The organism is Streptomyces sp. NPDC050164, from assembly GCF_044459945.1.
Lineage (GTDB): Bacteria > Actinomycetota > Actinomycetes > Streptomycetales > Streptomycetaceae > Streptomyces > Streptomyces coeruleorubidus_A.
The window spans coordinates 1-14,840 of sequence record NZ_JBITJK010000074.1 but is presented as its reverse complement, the minus strand read 5'-3'; the positions used below and the strand labels follow the sequence as shown (position 1 = coordinate 14,840).

Genomic DNA, 14,840 nt, shown 5'->3' with positions numbered 1-14,840 from the left:
TCGCTCGAGCAAGGGGGGACCCCCATCGCGTCGACGCCCTCCTCCGCCTTGCAGAGGCACGCACCAGACCCCGCTCGCCGGCACCGAGCAGAACAATCGCTTCCCTGCGACCTGATCCAAACGACAGACCCTAGCGGGCAAAGCGGAGCACCTGCTCGACAACCGCCTCCAGGCGCTCGCCGCCGACGTGAAGGGGATCGCCGTCGCGGTCTGGGTGAACACCCTGCCTCGGCTCCAGCTCGGCGAGCCGCACTACTACTTCTCCATCAGCGCGCAGGCGCTGAAGCAGCAGCCCTGGCGCCCCGGCACGGTTTACCTGCTGCCCGCCGGCACCTTCGAGCTGCAGCCGCGGATGCGGGTCGGCGATGTCTCGGTGCAGCTGGCCCAGCGGGCAAGTCCCGTACCAGTGACCCCTGTCGCCAAACTGGCCGTGCAGCCGGACGACTTCCCGTTCCTGGACCAGATCCGCGGCCATGACGATGAGCGGGTCTGGAGCTGTGCCGCCGCGGACCCGGATGGCTTCCCCTGGGATGAGGAGGCGTGACACATGCGTCGCGGCGCGGCTGGGGATGAGGGAGGGCGGGGTGGGCGGCGCGGACGCAGCCGGGGATCGGGCGCGCTCACCGGTGTTGCGCGCCGGGCGGGGCCGCCGCGTCGTGCCACCGTGAGCGCGGCGGCGACGTCAGATGGGGGACGTCGGCGGGGGAGAGAGGTCAGGGCGGGCGCGGTGCCAGCGTGCGGGGTGGCGCCAGCGGCCGGACGCGTCGCGGGCGACGTCGACGGCGACTTCCACCACCAGCTCGGGTTCCACCAGCGTGACGACCAGCTTTTCCCGGCTCCCCCATCCGGCGGAGAACGACCAGCCTGTCCACGGATGCCCGCGCCGTCCCAGAGCGAGCAGGCCAGCGACCGCAGCGCCTGCTGTCCGGGCGAGGGTGGTGGTGCGGCCGACGTACTGGAGGCGGCCTTCGGCGTCGTATCTGCCGAGCAGCAGGGTGTGGGGAGAGGCCGGAGAGCCGGTGATCGCGCCGATGCCAAGGACCTGATCACCTGGGACATCAACGTCGACTCCACGATATGCCGGGCTCACCAGCACGCCGCCGGGGCGCGGAAAAAGGGGACCTGCAAAAGGAGCTGCCCGCCGACCCGCAGACGGGCCCGTGTGGAGGTGAGTGAGGATTTCGCGTGCCGAGCCCATGCCTGTGGAGGTGATTTGCCTCACAGGCTGTCACAGCGATCAGTCGCGCGGTGTCTTGAGGCCGAACCCCCTTGAGACAGAGGAGACAACATGACCGAGAGGATCGAGGCGGTCGTGATCGACAGCGGATACGCAGGTGTCAGTTCCCGTCAGCATTCGGGGCGCCGTTCCGCTCAACTCACCGGGAGCAAGCGAGCCGACAGGAGCAACTCATGAAGCACCGCATCGTCGTCCTCGGCGCCGGCTATGCCGGGGCCTACGTGGCCGGGAACCTGGCCCGTCGGCTGTCCCCGGCGGACACCGAGATCACCGTGGTCAACGCCGTGCCGGACTTCGTCCAGCGGCTGCGGCTGAACCAGCTGGCGGCCGGCCGGGACATCGAGGCTCCGCAGCTCGCCGATGTCTTCGCGGGCACGGGGATCCGGCTGCGCGTGGCCCGTGTCACCGCCGTCGACCCCGAGCGCCGGGTCGTCGCCGTGGCCGACGCCGACGGCGGCGGCGACCTCGGCTACGACACGCTTGTGTACGCGCTCGGCAGCCACGGCGACGACCACGGTGTCCCCGGCGTGGCCGAGCACGCCTTCGACGTCGCCGCCAGGCCCTCGGCGCTGCGTCTGCGCGAGCGCCTGGACGGCCTGGGCGGGAGGGGCGGAGGCGGGAGTGTGGTGGTCGTCGGCGACGGGTTGACCGGCATCGAGACCGCCACCGAGATCGCCGAAGCCCGGCCCGGCCTGTCGGTGGCGCTGATCGCCCGCGGTGAGCTGGGCGCCAGGCTCTCCGCCGGAGCCCGCGGCCACCTGCGCCAGGCGTGCGAGCGGCTGGGCATCACCGTCCTGGAGCACACCAGCGTCGAAGCCGTCGAAGCGACGCGGGTGCTGTGCGCTGACGGCACCGCCCTGGCGTCCGACGCAACCGTGTGGACGGCCGGGTTCGCGGTCAACCCCATCGCCGCCGCCGGCGGGCTGGAGGTCACCGGGAACGGCCGGATCGTCGTCGACCGCACCATGCGGTCGGTCTCGCACCCGAACGTTTACGCCATCGGCGACAGTGTCCATGCCGTCGGCGACAACGGCCGTCCGCTGCCGATGTCCTGCGGCTCGGCAGGCTACACCGGCCGACAGGCCATCGAGGCGATCGTGGGACGCCTGACCGGCCGCAAGATCGCGAACGTCAAGCTGGTCTACCTGTACAACGCCATCAGCCTCGGGCGGCGGGACGGGCTCTGGCAGTCGGTCGACGGCGAGGGGCAGGCAAAGCCGACGTACATGGGCGGGCGGAAGGCCGCGCGGATCAAGGCGGCCATCGAAAAGGGAGCGCTGTGGGGCACCTCGCACCCGACCTTCGGCCTGCCCAAGCGCAAGCGCCGCCTGACCGCCGCGCCGGATCCGTCCATCGAGAAGACGGTCCGCCCTCTGGAAAACGGAGGAGCCGTCCATGGCTGAGAACACCGATGTCATCGTGCGCACCTGGCCCAAGGGCGACCACCGCGGGTAACTGCCGCAGGCCAAGCACGGCGGGGCGTCGGCCATCGCGGGGCGGGCAGCCTGACGAGGCATTCGAGGGAGAGGGACCGAGAGATGACCGACCACACCACCGACCTGGCGACCGAAGAGTTCGTCGCCCACCGTAACCTGCTGTTCACCGTCGCCTACGAGATGCTCGGATCGGCGGCCGACGCCGAAGACGTCCTCCAGGAGACCTGGCTGCGCTGGGTCAAGGTCGACCTGGGACAGGTGAGCGACCAGCGGGCGTACCTCGTGCGGATCACAACCAGGCAGGCGCTCAACCGGCTGCGCACCATGAAGCGCCGCCGTGAGGCGTACGTCGGCCAGTGGCTGCCCGAACCGCTGATCACCACGCCGGACGTGGCCGAGGACATCGAACTCGCCGAGAGCATGTCGATGGCGATGATGCTCGTCCTCGAAAGCCTCTCACCGACCGAGCGGGCGGTGTTCGTACTGCGCGAGGTCTTCGAGGTCGACTACGACGAGATCGCCGAGGCCGTAGGCAAGAGCCCCGATGCCGTCCGCCAGATCGCGCACCGCGCCCGCCGGCACGTCGGCGCTCGCCGCCCCCGCAGAACGGCCTCCCTGAGCGAGACCCGGGCGGCCCTGGAGTCCTTCCAGCGCGCCATCGAGACCGGGAACCCGCAGGACCTCCTCGACGTACTCGCCCCCGACGTCGTTCTGCTCAGCGACGGCGGCGGCCTCAAGAGGGCCGCGCTCCATCCGGTCATCGGCGCCGAGAAGATCGTCCGCTTCTACCTCGGCGGCTCCGCCAAGGTCGAGGCCACCATCACCTGGGAACCCACCGTGGTCAACGGCAGCCCCGCACTCGCCGTATACGTGGGCGGCGAGCTCGACGGCGTCATGGCCGTCCGTGTCGAGGACGCCCGCATCACCGGCCTCTACTTCATCCGTAACCCCGAGAAGCTGACCCACGTCACCTCCGAGACCCCGCTCACCCTGCGCTGACGCCGTCGGCTCGGACACCACCCATCCACAGCACATACAGGCTTCGACCGAGGAGAGGCATGGATACTCCGGTCCCGCACGCAACCGGCATACCGCCGTCGCCCTGGCCGACGGTGGCCAGGGCGGTCGCTCTGCTCACGTTGATCATCAGTGTGCTGCTCACGGCCTTTACCTGGCCGTCGGTGCGGTCGTACGTACACGATGTGCCGATCGCGGTCGCCGGGCCGACCGCCGCAGTCGAGCAGGTCAGCGCCGCCCTCGACCAACGTCTGCCGGACGGCTTCGCGATCACCGAGGTCGCCGGCACCGCAGCCGCCGAACAGTTGATACGCGACCGGGAGGTGTACGGGGCGATCGACGTCAGCTCCGGCACCCCGCAGGTCATCACCGCCTCGGCCGCCGGCGCGGCGGTCGCCCAGACTCTGCAGAGCGTCGCGGTTGGACTCAGCCAGGCGCAGGGACACGGCACCAGCGGGACGTCCCCCATCCGCGACCTCGTCACCCCGCCGGCCGACGACCCCCGAGGCGCCGGCCTGGCCGCCGGAGCCCTGCCCCTGGTCATGGGCGGCCTCCTGGCCGCGCTGCTGCTGACCAGACTCGTCCGCGGCACTGCACGCCGGGTCACGGGGGCGCTCGCCTTCGCGATCACCGCCGGCCTGGCCGTGGCAGCGATCCTGCAGTTCTGGCTCGGCTCCCTGGGTGGCTCCTATTCTGCCAACTCCGGTGCCATCGCACTGACCGTGGCGGCCACCTCTCTGAGCATCATCGGGCTGCAGTCACTGCTCGGCTACGCCGGCTTCGGCCTCGGCGCCGTCGTCATGATGCTCATCGGCAATCCCCTGTCAGGCAATTCGACCGCACCCGAGATGCTGCCCGGCTGGTCCGGCACGCTCGGCCAACTGCTGCCGCCAGGGGCAGGTGGCCAGTTGCTGCGCTCCACGGCCTTCTTCGACGGCCACGGAGCGACTCACCCCGTCATCGTCCTGGTGACCTGGCTCGCGCTCGGCGCAGTGCTGTGTCTGGCCAGCAGCCTGCGCGCGCGCCGTGCCACCACCGTCGCGGCGGGACTTCTGACAACTCCCGCATCACCGGCCTCTGCCACGACCTCAACCCGCAGAAGCTGACCCGCGTCACCTCCGAGACCCCGCTCACCCTGCGCTGACGCCAACGACTTGGCCAGCGGACGGTGCGGCGCTTGGGCGGGTGACGGCGGTATGTGGTCCGCAAGTCGCCCTGAGCGTTCGTGGATTGACGGTACGTCAGCTTCGTGATCATACCTACTGTGGGGGTTCTGTCACGGGGTTATCGTCGGTTGCCGCCGGAGAGTCCGCCTGGCTGCGGCTGGTGTTCGCGTCGGCGGACGAGGCGTCGGGGAAGCTGTGGGACGGCGCCCTCGATGCCCAGCACGCTTTCGGCGACCTCGACGGGCACCGGCTCGCGCTCCTGGCCGTCCACGATGCCGTCGACGACGGCATCGCCTACCGGGCGGAGCTGTCGGTGCGTGTCGGCCAGCCGGTCCTGTCCGGCGACCCGATTCTCCAGCACGAGCGCCAGCTGCCGGGCTCCTGGTGTCGCGAGGACGCTGGAGAAGGTGGCGGCCGTCGGCACCGACGGTGTCGCCGTACGGCAGCAGTACGTGGAGCGGGCGATCCCCGAGTTCGTGGGCATCCCTGCCCCGGCGGTCTCCTGCTGGGCGACAGCCCATGCGGATGTGCATTGGGCGAATCTCACGTCGCCGCTGCGGCTGTTGGACTGGGAGGGCTGGGGCCGCGCTCCGGAGGGGGTTCGACGCCGCCACTCTCCACGCCTACACCCTGCTTCAGCCGGACACCGCGGCCCGCGTCCGCGCCGTCTTGCCCGTGCTGGGCAGCCCGGCCGGCCTTGCCGCCGAAGCGACCGTGTGCGCTCAACTACTCCAGGCCGTGAGCCGCGGGGACAACCTCGCTCTCGCTGCCCCGCTGCGGGCTTGGTCCGAAAAGCTGCGCCGTTGCTGACCGGCTGCACGGACAGCCGGGGAACGTCGGCGTCGGCGTCGCCCGCGACGCCGTGCCTCAGACGCGCTGTCGATCTTCCCATGTGACGCTGCGCGCCGGTTTCTTGTGAGCGGAACGGTCGTTGTGTGGTCGTGGAGTTGTCGGCGCAGGCCGGGCCCGGGGTGGAGAAGGCGGCCGAGCAGACGGTCGGGAGTGCATGTGACTTCGCGGACCTCGTGGGCCCGAATGGCTGGAGCACGGCGGCGGCCGAGGGTGTCCTCGACGCGATCGACGCCCTCACCGACACTCTTGGCAGTGTCGGGGAGGGCCTCGCGCAGGCCCTCGCCGTGGTGGCGACGGCCACCGCCCAGGCGCGTCGGCGCCTGGGGATCACCGTGGACGGCCAGGCGCCCGGGCGGGGCAGCGCGGCGTCGGTGTCCGGGGCGGGTGGCTCGGGGCGAACGCCACCGAGGTGGCGCGGGCTCGGTCCGGGCTTCCGGGGCATCAGTTCGGACCGCTGAAGGTGTTTGTCAGGAGCGCGTGTTGGTGTACCGCACGCCCGGGCCCCACTTCTCCATGGCCGGCGCCATGCACCACTGGCACAGAGGGCAGCCGCCGCGGCCGTACTTGTGGGTCTTGCGCTGGCACGTGGCGCACGGCCCGACGTGATCGCCCGGGCAGGTCATGGCGGAGGGGTCGGGCTCGGTGGCCGGCGGCGCGGGAGTCGTCATCGTCAAGTGTCCTGTTCTGAGCGACCAGCACCGGTCGCCTCAACCGCAGGATACGACTTGAATGACACGGCTGTTCGATCATTCTCTGACTGGTTCGGGGCTTCCTTGATCACGGTGTGTGGTGCTGGTGGGACCGGTTGTCGATGCATGCTGTCGCCATGGGCGGTCCTGGTCGTGTGGCTTCGAGGGGGAGGCTTGTATGCCTTGGGTACGGGACTGTGTTCGCTCTGGTGGGGCGCCGGTTAAGCGCCACTCGCGGTGGGCGCCGGGCGCCGGGCGCCAGACGAGAAATGGTGATCTTTGCCGGGTTCGCGTGCAGCCGCGCACCGACGCGTTGCGCCACAGCCCATCGGTGCCGATGTACGGGATCCACGGGCCCGTGCCCACACCGGCCTGGAAGGAGAAGGACCCTGCCGACTCCAGACAGGCCCGCCTGCACGGCCGCACGGTGACCGGGCAGGGGCCGATACGGCGGCCGGACAGCGCCCACAGGATCTGTGAGGCCACCAGCGTCCACCGCTCGATGTCCTCCGCCTCGGCGTTCTCGGTGTCGCAGCAGAGTTCTGTCGGCCATGCCTCGCACGGGCCTGTCTGGAGCGGCATCAGCGCCTTGGCAGCTCGCAGGCCGACGGGCGGGGGAAGCTGCTGCGGATGACGCGGCCGGCCTCGCCGTTGGCGAGGCTGTCGGGCATCGTCGACAGGCGCCTTGAGCATCCCGGCCTTCGCCACCGGCAGCGCCACGTGCAGCTCGTACGACAGCGGGTCCGGGAACCCGTGGTCGACCAGGAGGTCACGGGTCTCGCGCATGCCGCGCAGGTACTGGCCGCAGGTGCGGGCCGCGCAGTACGCCTCGACCTCGCGCACGGGCCCGCGGTGCAGCACCGGCATGGCGTCCAGCCGCTCCATGACGAACATGTCGTCGTTGGCGAACAGGAACGTCTCGCTGATCTCCGGGTGTTCGCAGGCAGCGCGCATGGCCACGGTGGTGTTCTGGTACTTCGTGCCTGTCTGCCGGGTGGGGATGTGCCCCACCCGGCAGACAGGCCGGCTTGTAGCCGACGATCCACACGCGCCGATGCGGGAGGTCCGCCACCCATGAGCGCAGGGCGTACCCGAGCTGTTGGTTGACGGGGGCCTCCCGCAGCGGCACGACCAGGTCGAGTGCGGTCACGGTCGGGACGCTGGGCAGAGGTCGCCCTCGACCGGGACGTAGTCGCAGACCGGCTCGGGCGGCGGCACGGACGTGAGGAAGTACCGCCGGTGACAGTTCGCCCCGACCGGCGTGAGCATCGGGCCCGCGGTGCCGGCCGCGTCGATCGGCATGACGTCGTACGGGCCGGCACCCCACCCGCCACCGGACCGGGTGGCGCCGGTGAGCTGGAGGGTGACCGCCTCGGACCCGATCTCCAGGTCGCCGAGCATCCCGTTGGTAGACCCACGGGATCAGGTAGTACAGCCGGGCCCCACCGCTCGCTTCGGCCTCGCAGACGTCTTCCCCCAGCGCCTCCGCCCAGAACTCCAGGGCGAAGCCGGTGCGGCACTGCACCGAGCAGTCGTCGTAGCCGATCGGCTGCCCGTCGAAGCCGTAAACGACAGGGTTGCCCGTGGTGATCTCGATGAACTCCGGCGACACCGAGAGAAGTTGACTTCGATGTCGTAGCCGTTGAACGTCGCACAGCCCTTCCGGAACCCGCACTGACGGCCGTTCGCAGCCCGATAGCTGATGTCGTCGCCCTCGTCGGCGTTGGGGTTCATCGCGATGCTGGCGAGGCAGTCGAAGACAAACGCCTCGTCCTCACCACACACCGGCCGCCCACACGAGTCGACTCGGGTGACCCGGACTGTGTCCAAGTTCGAGATCGGGGGACATGGCATGGCCAAGACCTCCCGGCAGATCAGGAGCCCGGCCCAAAACCAGCGGATCTTTGCCCCCAGCACAACTAGGACAAAGCGCCACAACATGGCGTGCTTACGGCTCGGCCACGCTCGAAAATCTCGTGGCCAGGAGCCAGGCCCAGCGCACCAGGCAAGGCAGCTCGGTCTTCTGCACCGCTGCCGACTCGCCGGAGGCGGCGGCATCCAAGGCCGAGGCTCTTCCCGAGAGCGCTGGATAAGCCGTGATGGTCCCGCGAGGTCGGGAGCATCCTTGACGGCGGGACCACCGGCAGCCTGCTCGACGCGTCCCCGCCCCACATGCTGATATCGGCCGGTCTCGCATGCCCTTCGGCACCTATGCCGCCACCGGGCTGACCGCCTCGTCCGCATCCGGCTTCGCCGTGGTTCCGCGCCCTCGCTCGATCACACCCAGCGCTACCCCGACGATGATGATGGCGCCACCCGCTGCCTGAGCCGGCCGGATCGACTCCCCGTTGATCACGACGGCTCCGATGGCGCCGAAGACCGGGACCAGGTTGAGGATGTTCACGGCGACGCTCGACGTCATCCTGCGCAGTCCGTAGTTGTAGAGCAGGAAGCCGCCGACCGAGCACGCCACGGCCAGATAGACGAGCAGCGACGAGGCGGTAGCGTCCGGCGTCCGCCAGTCGCCGGCCTCCAGCAGGGACGCGAGCAGGAAGCCGGCCGCGCCCGCCAGGGTCTGGTAGTAGGTGACGCCCACGGCGTCCTGGCCGGTGCTCGCGCGCTTGCCGAGCACGTTGTAGCCGGCCCAGGCCACCCCGCCGAGCAGCAGCAGGATGTCGCCCAGCCAGCGCGGACCGCCGCCGACCTGGGCTCCGTTGCGTACGACGAGGAAGGCGCCGACAGTGGCCAGGAGTACCCCCGCCACACGTGGCAGCGGCATCCGGGTGCGGAAGGCGACCAGTTCCAGCAGCATCGTCATCAGCGGGTACGTGGCCACGATCAGCGACGCGTCGGAGGCCGTGGACAGATCGACGCCGACGTTCTCCAGGACGAAGTAGACGGTGATGCCGAGGAATCCGCTCAGGTAGAGCTGCCGCCGCTGTCGCGCGTCCGGACGGGCCGGCCGGTGGCGCCGGTTCGTCCTCACCAGCACGCACAGGAGTAAGGCGGCGAGGGTGAACCTGATGGCGCCGATGCTGAGCGGGCCGACATCCTCCAGCACCCGTTTGGTCACGGCGTAGGAACTGCTCCAGAACAGCGCGGCCGCCACAACCGCGCACACCGCCCGTGTGTTTGGTCCTCGTTGCATCCGAAGTCGCCCCTCTCCACTGACCCACCGAACACACCACGACCGAACAAACGTCAGCCGTTCAACGGGGACGTTAACAAGATCGTCGAAGGTAGCGGATAGACTCCGAATTACCTTCGGAATCCGGCAGAGTGAGGCAAGCGTGGACGAACTTGATTCGGCGTTGGTACGGATGCTCCAGGAGGATGGTCGGCGCACCAACCGGGAGATGGCCCAGGTGCTCGGTATCGCCCCTTCCACCTGTCTGGAGCGGATCCGATCGCTGCGCCAGCGCGGCATCCTGACGGGGTTTCACGCGGAGGCCGACCTCACGGCCATCGGCCGCGGGCTGCAGGCCATGATCGCCGTTCGGGTCCGCCCGCCGACGCGTGCGGTGATCGAGGCGTTCCAGGCCTTCCTCGAGAGGATGCCCGAGGTGATCTCGGTCTTCGTCCTCACGGGGAACGACGACTTCCTGGTGCACGTCGCCGTCCGCGACACCGACCATCTGCACGCCGTGGTCCTGGACAAGCTGACGAAGCGTCCGGAACTCGCCGATGTACGGACGTCCGTGGTCTACAGCCACATACACAAGAAGGTGATCGGGCCTGTATGACGCCACCGCGGACCGTGGGCCTCTGGCAGCAGCCCTGGTCATCTGGCCCGCACATGATCGCCCCTACACTCGGTGACGTGGTTGATGAACACGTAGCGCACTGGGACGGGGTCACTCGCCGGTCATCGCTCAAGGACAAGTACGCGGCACTGCGCGACAGGCTTGCCGACGCCGCCCGGGACGGGGACTGGCGAACCGTTTTCGAGGTCCTCGACGAGAATCCCGACTGGGCCAACTCGGCGCGTCTGGAGGGCAGGAGTGGCTACGCCCCGCTGCACCAGGCCGCGTGGCACGGTGCCTGCGCCGAGACGGTCGAGCGTCTGTTGAGGCACGGCGCCTGGCGCACGCTGAGGGCGGCTGACGGGACTCGCGCTGTGGACATCGCCGAGCGGCGCGGTCACCGGCACCTCACGGGGCTGCTGCGTCCGGAAACCAGGCACTTCGTGCCGCCGGACGTACTCGCCCGCCTGCAGCAGCACCTGCACCGCCTGATCCGGCACCGAGCGGGCCTCGAGGACGGCTCGGATCTGGCCACTCAGCAGGGAATGCGCCTGCCGGAGGCCGAGGTGCTGACCGAACTCGACCACCCTGTTTGCTGGTTCCCCGTCCCGGGCATGTACGGGGGCTTCAAGATCGTGATGCGTGAGCGTGAGCTGACCGTGGACAGCTGGATTCGCGTCGTCGGTGGCTCCGAGCGGACGGATCGGGTCACGGCCGAGGGGGTGCACCTGCAGGAGGGGCGGCTGCTGTGACGGCGCGGCCTCGCCCGACGTGAGCGGGGCGTGGCGCGACACGGCCGGCGTCAGGCGTCGGTCAGCTCCTGGACCGCGCTGGTCCACAGCTTCAATTCCTCGCGGGTCTGGTCGGCGAGGACGGCGCTGCGCTCCAACGCCGCCGCGGTCGCCTCCGCGCGAGGGTCACCGGTGCGGTACAGGTCGCGGATCGTGTTCCCCCAGGCCCGGTAGTCGGCGCGGTCGACGAACGTGCCCGCGTCGCCGAGCGCTTCGCGCAGTCCCGGCGTGGGGTGTGCGATGACGGGGATACCGGACGCCAGGGCCTCGACAGCGGCCATGACTTCGCCAAGCAGCAGCGGCTGCATGTGGTGGACCGCCAGACGCTGGCCGTGTGGGCGTCGGGCTCACGGCCGTTGTGGGAGCTGCTGCGGGCTGTCCCGCCCCCCCCCAGGCGGCCAACGTCTCCGAGCTGAAAACGGCGGCTTGTTGGCCTCGGTGGCGGTCCTGTGGCCTGTGGTTGCCGCTCGACCGCCGGGCCTTGGCCCACCAGCCGGTCGTCAGCGTCCGGCCGCCGGTGGGCAGGGTGAGGTGAAAACGCTCGGGGTCATCCCCTCGGCTCGTCCTGCCAGCCGTCCTCGTCGGTGTGGAGGACCGCGCGCTGGTGCACTTCGGCCGCTGCTTCCCGGATGTCGGTGATGGCCTGGCTGAGCGGTCGGCGCAGGGTCGGCGGGGTGGCGAGGAAGCAGTCCTGGCATCGGTCGAGCCAGCGCGGGCCGTGGACCGGGTCGCGGACGGCGCTGCTGGTGCGGGACGGCCGGCCGCAGGCGGAGCATGGCGGCTCCTGCTGCATGCGTTCCCAGACCTCGGTGAATCGAGGCTCAGCCGATGCGGGGCACAGGGCGGCCGGGTCGACGCCGAGCTTGCGGGCCGCCTCGGCGATGTTCATGGGTCTCCTCTGCCTCTCTGGGTGCGTGGGGCAGCCTGCCTCCTGGAATCGAGCGTGTGAACGATTTGCCGTCTGATCTGCCGCGCCTCCGTACCCTGGAGACCTGGCTGATCCTCACCCTGGACCGGGTGCGGCGACAGATCGCTGACGCAGAGCGGCGCGAGGAGGAGCTCCAGCGCGGCATCGAGGCCCGGCCACCGGAGCCGGACTGGTTGATCGAGCGGGGCCTGTCCGGCAGGGACGCGGTCTACGTCCACGTCGGCGGCTGCTGGAACGCCGGGAAGCGCTCGAAGGGCGTCACCCGGCAGCAGGCACTGCACGCCCTCGCCGAGGGGGTCGAGCCCTGCCCGCAGTGCGAGCCCGACAACGGGCTGGAGTTCCTCGACTAGGCGCTGCGTGGCCGGCGCCCGGACGTTTTCTTGGCCGCGGTCTTCGTCGTGGTCTTCTTCGCTGCCGTCTTCTTGGCCGGCTGCTTCTTCGCGGCTTTCTTCTCCGGCAGCTCGTGCATGTCGGCGTCCTCGCCGCGGGAGGCCCTGGCCTTCTGCACGGACTCGTTCAGCGCGGCCATCAAGTCGACGATCTGGCCCGGTTTCGCCTCCGGCTCCTGAAGCTTCGGCGGCTCGTGGTGCTCCCGCTTCGCTTTGATGATCTGGGAGAGGGCCTCGGTGTAGGTGTCCTGGAACTCCTCACCTTCGAGGTCTTCGCGGGTCATGGTGTCCATGAGTGCGAGCGCGCTGTGGATCTCTTCGTCGCTCAGCTCGACGGGCGGCAGCAGTTCCTGCGGCGACTGGCTTTGTTCGCGAGAACCGACAGCACCTGGACACGAGATTGGGCAGCACCCGAAGCACTGCAGAAATCGAACAGTTCATGGCTTCGGGCAGCGTGGGCCCTGCCGAGTTGGCAGGGCCCACGGCATGAACAGCACAGGAGCGCCGGGACCTGCCCTCGACGAGCAGCATCCTGGCCAACACGGCTTACCGCCTGCTGGTGGCCTGACGGCCCCGGCTTTACTTCAGGTGCCGGGCGAAGAACCGGGCGGCGGCGTCCCCCGCGAACTGGGGGATGCCGGTGTGCCCGCCCATGTTGGCGTGCAGCGTCTTCTCCTTGGAGCCGAAGGCGTCGAACAGGTCCAGGGCCGCTTGCCGGTCGTTGCCTTCGTCGTCCCACTGCAGCAGGACGTGCAGCGGAATGGTGACCTGGCGGGCCTGCTCGAACATGGTGGCAGGCACGAGACTCCCGGCGAACAGAACGGCGGCCGAGATGCGCGGCTCGACCACCGCGAGCCGGATGCCGATGGAGATCACTCCCCCCGAGTACCCGACCGGGCCGCCGATCTCGGGCAGCGACAGGAGGGCGTCCAGGGCGGCCTGCCATTCAGGGACCGACTTTTCGACGAGTGGGAGGACGAGGGCGTCGATGATCTCGTCATCGACCGGCTCGCCGGCCTCCATAGCCCGGCGCAGGTCGGCGCGGGCCTGCTCGGCGCTGGCCCAACGGGGCCGGTCACCGCTGCCGGGGAGCTCGATGGTGGCCGCGGCGAAGCCGTCCGCTGCGGCCTGCCGGGCCCGTTCCGCCAGCCGGGGGTACATCTTGCGCAGTCCGAGCGGGGGGTGGCCGAGCAGGATCAACGGCGCCGGTGCGGATGGGGACGCGGGCGTCCACAGGATGCCGGGGATCTCGCCGAGGGTGAATTCGCGCTCGAGGACACCGTCGTCGAGACGCTGTTCAGAGGTGAAGTGCATGGTCGTGCCTTTCGGGAGTGCTCATGAACGGCGCTCCCGGACGACCTATCGCCCGACCGTGACCCCGGAGGGGAGCACCCATGTCGATACTGCGTTCACGGGTACCACCTCCTCGTTCTCTCGCACGGCCTCCGGAAACGTAGCAGTGGTCGCGGTGGCCCGCCAAACGGGTTCTTGCGCGGGCTCCGTGACCGGATGCCAAGGAATCGGAACACTACGCAGAGCTGCTCGGGGCCTCATCGCGGCTTCCCGATGCGAGGCGCTGCGACAGCGGGGCGCTGTCGTTCTCATGAACATCGAACACGACGCGCCGCGGACGCCTCCCAATCTCATGTACTGATGCTGTCGGTTCTCGTGAACAAGAGGCGACCTGATCTCGTCGGGCCGGCGCATCGCGTGCAGCACGATCACGTCGTCCCGCACCCGCAGCAGGCCCAATCTCTCCCTTCCGGACCAGGCGTACTTTGCGACGGCCACCTTGCTGCTCCGGTCGAGCGCCCTGCGCAGCAGCTTGTACGGCTTCGCGGCGACCTGCCCGCTGGGCGCCAGGTAGTAGCCCTCGCCGATCTTCAGGGGGTCGACGGATTCCAGCGGAACGAACGCGACGATCTCGATCGCCTTCGCCTTCGCCGTCGGCAGGGGCAGGTCCCGCAGTTCCTCGTCGCTGATCGGGATGACCTGTTCCTTGGTCAGCTGGTAGCCCTTGCCGATCTCGCCCTGGTCGACCTCACGGTCCTCGATCTCGCAGTACTTGCGCACCCGGTCAAAGTCGCTTCGCGCGGCGAGCGCGTCGACCGGTGCCGTGGTGCAGAGCGCGACGTCGACGGCCCCGGCCCGGGAGGTGCCGAAGGACCTCGATCGACTGCGGCGAGCGGATCCATCCGAGCCGCACCATCCAGTCGAAGTCGGCCCGGCGTACCCGGAGCCGGGCGGCGGCCTGCTCCGGTCCGAGCGGGGTGCCGGCGCCGCCCAGCTCCGCCAGGTCCTCGCGCCGGCAGACCTCCGCGACCTGGCCGGGGTGGTGCAGTGTCCCGTCGGGGTTCGCGCTCAGGTCGACCAGCAGCCCCCGGTCGACGAACCGCCGGACCACGAAGGCCGTCACGTTCGCCTGGTCGCCGATCATGTTCGGGGGGGCCCAGGGCTTCGGCGATCCGGTCCGCCGCCGCGCCCCGGAGATTGGCCGGGGGGGGGGTGCCTCTATGTCCTTCGTCAAGCCTGGGTTGGTCATGCGATGGCTGCTTCGGGGAGGCGGGGTTCGTAGAAGGTGCCGTCGCGGAG

General features: G+C 69.9%; 19 protein-coding genes and 3 pseudogenes. 10 read left to right on the top strand and 12 right to left on the bottom strand.

Annotation, left to right across the window (positions count from 1 at the left end):
• Positions 1-187 precede the first annotated feature (187 nt).
• Positions 188-544, top strand: a complete 357-nt coding sequence (locus tag ACIBNA_RS44410) for a hypothetical protein (protein WP_399171123.1) — start codon at positions 188-190, stop codon at positions 542-544.
• A gap of 138 nt (positions 545-682) precedes the next feature.
• Here ACIBNA_RS44410 and ACIBNA_RS44405 read toward each other — a convergent pair whose 3' ends face one another.
• On the bottom strand, positions 683-991 hold the full coding sequence (locus ACIBNA_RS44405; protein ID WP_399171124.1) for a hypothetical protein: 309 nt from the start codon (positions 989-991) through the stop codon (positions 683-685).
• 33 nt (positions 992-1,024) lie between these two features.
• Between ACIBNA_RS44405 and ACIBNA_RS44400 the strand changes: the two are divergent.
• The 4 genes and pseudogenes from ACIBNA_RS44400 to ACIBNA_RS44385 all read left to right on the top strand — a co-directional run.
• A pseudogene (locus ACIBNA_RS44400) lies at positions 1,025-1,120 on the top strand (IS5/IS1182 family transposase); the annotation flags it as partial.
• Positions 1,121-1,410: 290 nt separating this feature from the next.
• The gene (locus ACIBNA_RS44395; RefSeq protein WP_399171122.1) at positions 1,411-2,640 is read left to right on the top strand and encodes an NAD(P)/FAD-dependent oxidoreductase; all 1,230 of its coding nucleotides are present in this window, start codon (positions 1,411-1,413) and stop codon (positions 2,638-2,640) included.
• A gap of 135 nt (positions 2,641-2,775) precedes the next feature.
• A complete protein-coding gene (locus ACIBNA_RS44390) occupies positions 2,776-3,672 on the top strand; it encodes an RNA polymerase sigma-70 factor (protein WP_399171120.1) in 897 nt (298 codons plus the stop codon).
• 59 nt (positions 3,673-3,731) lie between these two features.
• Positions 3,732-4,796 (top strand): hypothetical protein, encoded by a 1,065-nt coding sequence (locus ACIBNA_RS44385; RefSeq protein ID WP_399171118.1) that lies wholly within the window; start codon positions 3,732-3,734, stop codon positions 4,794-4,796.
• Between the two features lie 178 nt (positions 4,797-4,974).
• Here ACIBNA_RS44385 and ACIBNA_RS44380 read toward each other — a convergent pair whose 3' ends face one another.
• Positions 4,975-5,340, bottom strand: a complete 366-nt coding sequence (locus ACIBNA_RS44380; RefSeq protein WP_399171117.1) for a hypothetical protein — start codon at positions 5,338-5,340, stop codon at positions 4,975-4,977.
• Between the two features lie 451 nt (positions 5,341-5,791).
• On the opposite strand from ACIBNA_RS44380, the gene ACIBNA_RS44375 reads away from it, so the two are divergent.
• Complete coding sequence (locus tag ACIBNA_RS44375) at positions 5,792-6,166, top strand: hypothetical protein (protein WP_399171115.1); 375 nt, start codon at positions 5,792-5,794, stop codon at positions 6,164-6,166.
• Positions 6,167-6,175: 9 nt separating this feature from the next.
• Here ACIBNA_RS44375 and ACIBNA_RS44370 read toward each other — a convergent pair whose 3' ends face one another.
• The 4 genes from ACIBNA_RS44370 to ACIBNA_RS44355 form a co-directional block, all read right to left on the bottom strand.
• Positions 6,176-6,376: a hypothetical protein gene (locus ACIBNA_RS44370; protein WP_399171113.1), complete on the bottom strand. Its 201-nt coding sequence runs from the start codon at positions 6,374-6,376 to the stop codon at positions 6,176-6,178.
• Positions 6,377-6,454: 78 nt separating this feature from the next.
• The gene (locus ACIBNA_RS44365) at positions 6,455-7,408 is read right to left on the bottom strand and encodes a hypothetical protein (RefSeq protein ID WP_399171111.1); all 954 of its coding nucleotides are present in this window, start codon (positions 7,406-7,408) and stop codon (positions 6,455-6,457) included.
• Between the two features lie 135 nt (positions 7,409-7,543).
• A complete protein-coding gene (locus tag ACIBNA_RS44360) occupies positions 7,544-7,798 on the bottom strand; it encodes a hypothetical protein (protein WP_399171109.1) in 255 nt (84 codons plus the stop codon).
• Positions 7,799-8,606: 808 nt separating this feature from the next.
• Positions 8,607-9,545, bottom strand: a complete 939-nt coding sequence (locus tag ACIBNA_RS44355) for a DMT family transporter (RefSeq protein WP_399171108.1) — start codon at positions 9,543-9,545, stop codon at positions 8,607-8,609.
• Positions 9,546-9,687: 142 nt separating this feature from the next.
• Between ACIBNA_RS44355 and ACIBNA_RS44350 the strand changes: the two genes are divergently transcribed.
• Together ACIBNA_RS44350 and ACIBNA_RS44345 are read left to right on the top strand one after the other, a co-directional pair.
• Entirely contained in the window at positions 9,688-10,140 is a 453-nt protein-coding gene (locus ACIBNA_RS44350; protein ID WP_274821830.1) for an Lrp/AsnC family transcriptional regulator, read from the top strand.
• Positions 10,141-10,217: 77 nt separating this feature from the next.
• Positions 10,218-10,892 (top strand): ankyrin repeat domain-containing protein, encoded by a 675-nt coding sequence (locus ACIBNA_RS44345; RefSeq protein ID WP_399171106.1) that lies wholly within the window; start codon positions 10,218-10,220, stop codon positions 10,890-10,892.
• 50 nt (positions 10,893-10,942) lie between these two features.
• On the opposite strand, the gene ACIBNA_RS44340 is transcribed toward ACIBNA_RS44345, so the two are convergent.
• Positions 10,943-11,212, bottom strand: coding sequence for a glycosyltransferase (locus ACIBNA_RS44340; protein WP_399171104.1), 270 nt, complete (start codon positions 11,210-11,212; stop codon positions 10,943-10,945).
• Positions 11,213-11,215: 3 nt separating this feature from the next.
• Here ACIBNA_RS44340 and ACIBNA_RS44335 point away from each other — a divergent pair.
• Positions 11,216-11,347, top strand: a pseudogene (locus ACIBNA_RS44335) (restriction endonuclease); the annotation flags it as partial.
• 131 nt (positions 11,348-11,478) lie between these two features.
• Here the strand turns inward: ACIBNA_RS44335 and ACIBNA_RS44330 are convergent.
• Positions 11,479-11,820 carry a hypothetical protein gene (locus ACIBNA_RS44330; protein WP_399171102.1) on the bottom strand — a complete coding sequence of 114 codons (342 nt, stop codon included), beginning with the start codon at positions 11,818-11,820 and terminating at the stop codon, positions 11,479-11,481.
• A gap of 56 nt (positions 11,821-11,876) precedes the next feature.
• Here ACIBNA_RS44330 and ACIBNA_RS44325 point away from each other — a divergent pair, with 56 nt between their 5' ends.
• Positions 11,877-12,209 carry a DUF6233 domain-containing protein gene (locus tag ACIBNA_RS44325; RefSeq protein WP_399171100.1) on the top strand — a complete coding sequence of 111 codons (333 nt, stop codon included), beginning with the start codon at positions 11,877-11,879 and terminating at the stop codon, positions 12,207-12,209.
• On the opposite strand, the gene ACIBNA_RS44320 is transcribed toward ACIBNA_RS44325, so the two are convergent.
• The 4 genes and pseudogenes from ACIBNA_RS44320 to ACIBNA_RS44305 all read right to left on the bottom strand — a co-directional run bounded on the left by ACIBNA_RS44320 (position 12,206) and on the right by ACIBNA_RS44305 (position 14,685).
• Complete coding sequence (locus ACIBNA_RS44320) at positions 12,206-12,541, bottom strand: hypothetical protein (RefSeq protein ID WP_399171099.1); 336 nt, start codon at positions 12,539-12,541, stop codon at positions 12,206-12,208. The genes ACIBNA_RS44325 and ACIBNA_RS44320 overlap by 4 nt on opposite strands.
• A gap of 286 nt (positions 12,542-12,827) precedes the next feature.
• Positions 12,828-13,562 carry an alpha/beta hydrolase gene (locus ACIBNA_RS44315; RefSeq protein WP_399171098.1) on the bottom strand — a complete coding sequence of 245 codons (735 nt, stop codon included), beginning with the start codon at positions 13,560-13,562 and terminating at the stop codon, positions 12,828-12,830.
• 363 nt (positions 13,563-13,925) lie between these two features.
• Positions 13,926-14,396 (bottom strand): annotated as a pseudogene (locus ACIBNA_RS44310) (Ku protein); the annotation flags it as partial.
• On the bottom strand, positions 14,326-14,685 hold the full coding sequence (locus ACIBNA_RS44305; protein ID WP_399171096.1) for a hypothetical protein: 360 nt from the start codon (positions 14,683-14,685) through the stop codon (positions 14,326-14,328). The gene ACIBNA_RS44305 and the pseudogene ACIBNA_RS44310, both read right to left, overlap by 71 nt.
• Positions 14,686-14,840: the final 155 nt, after the last annotated feature.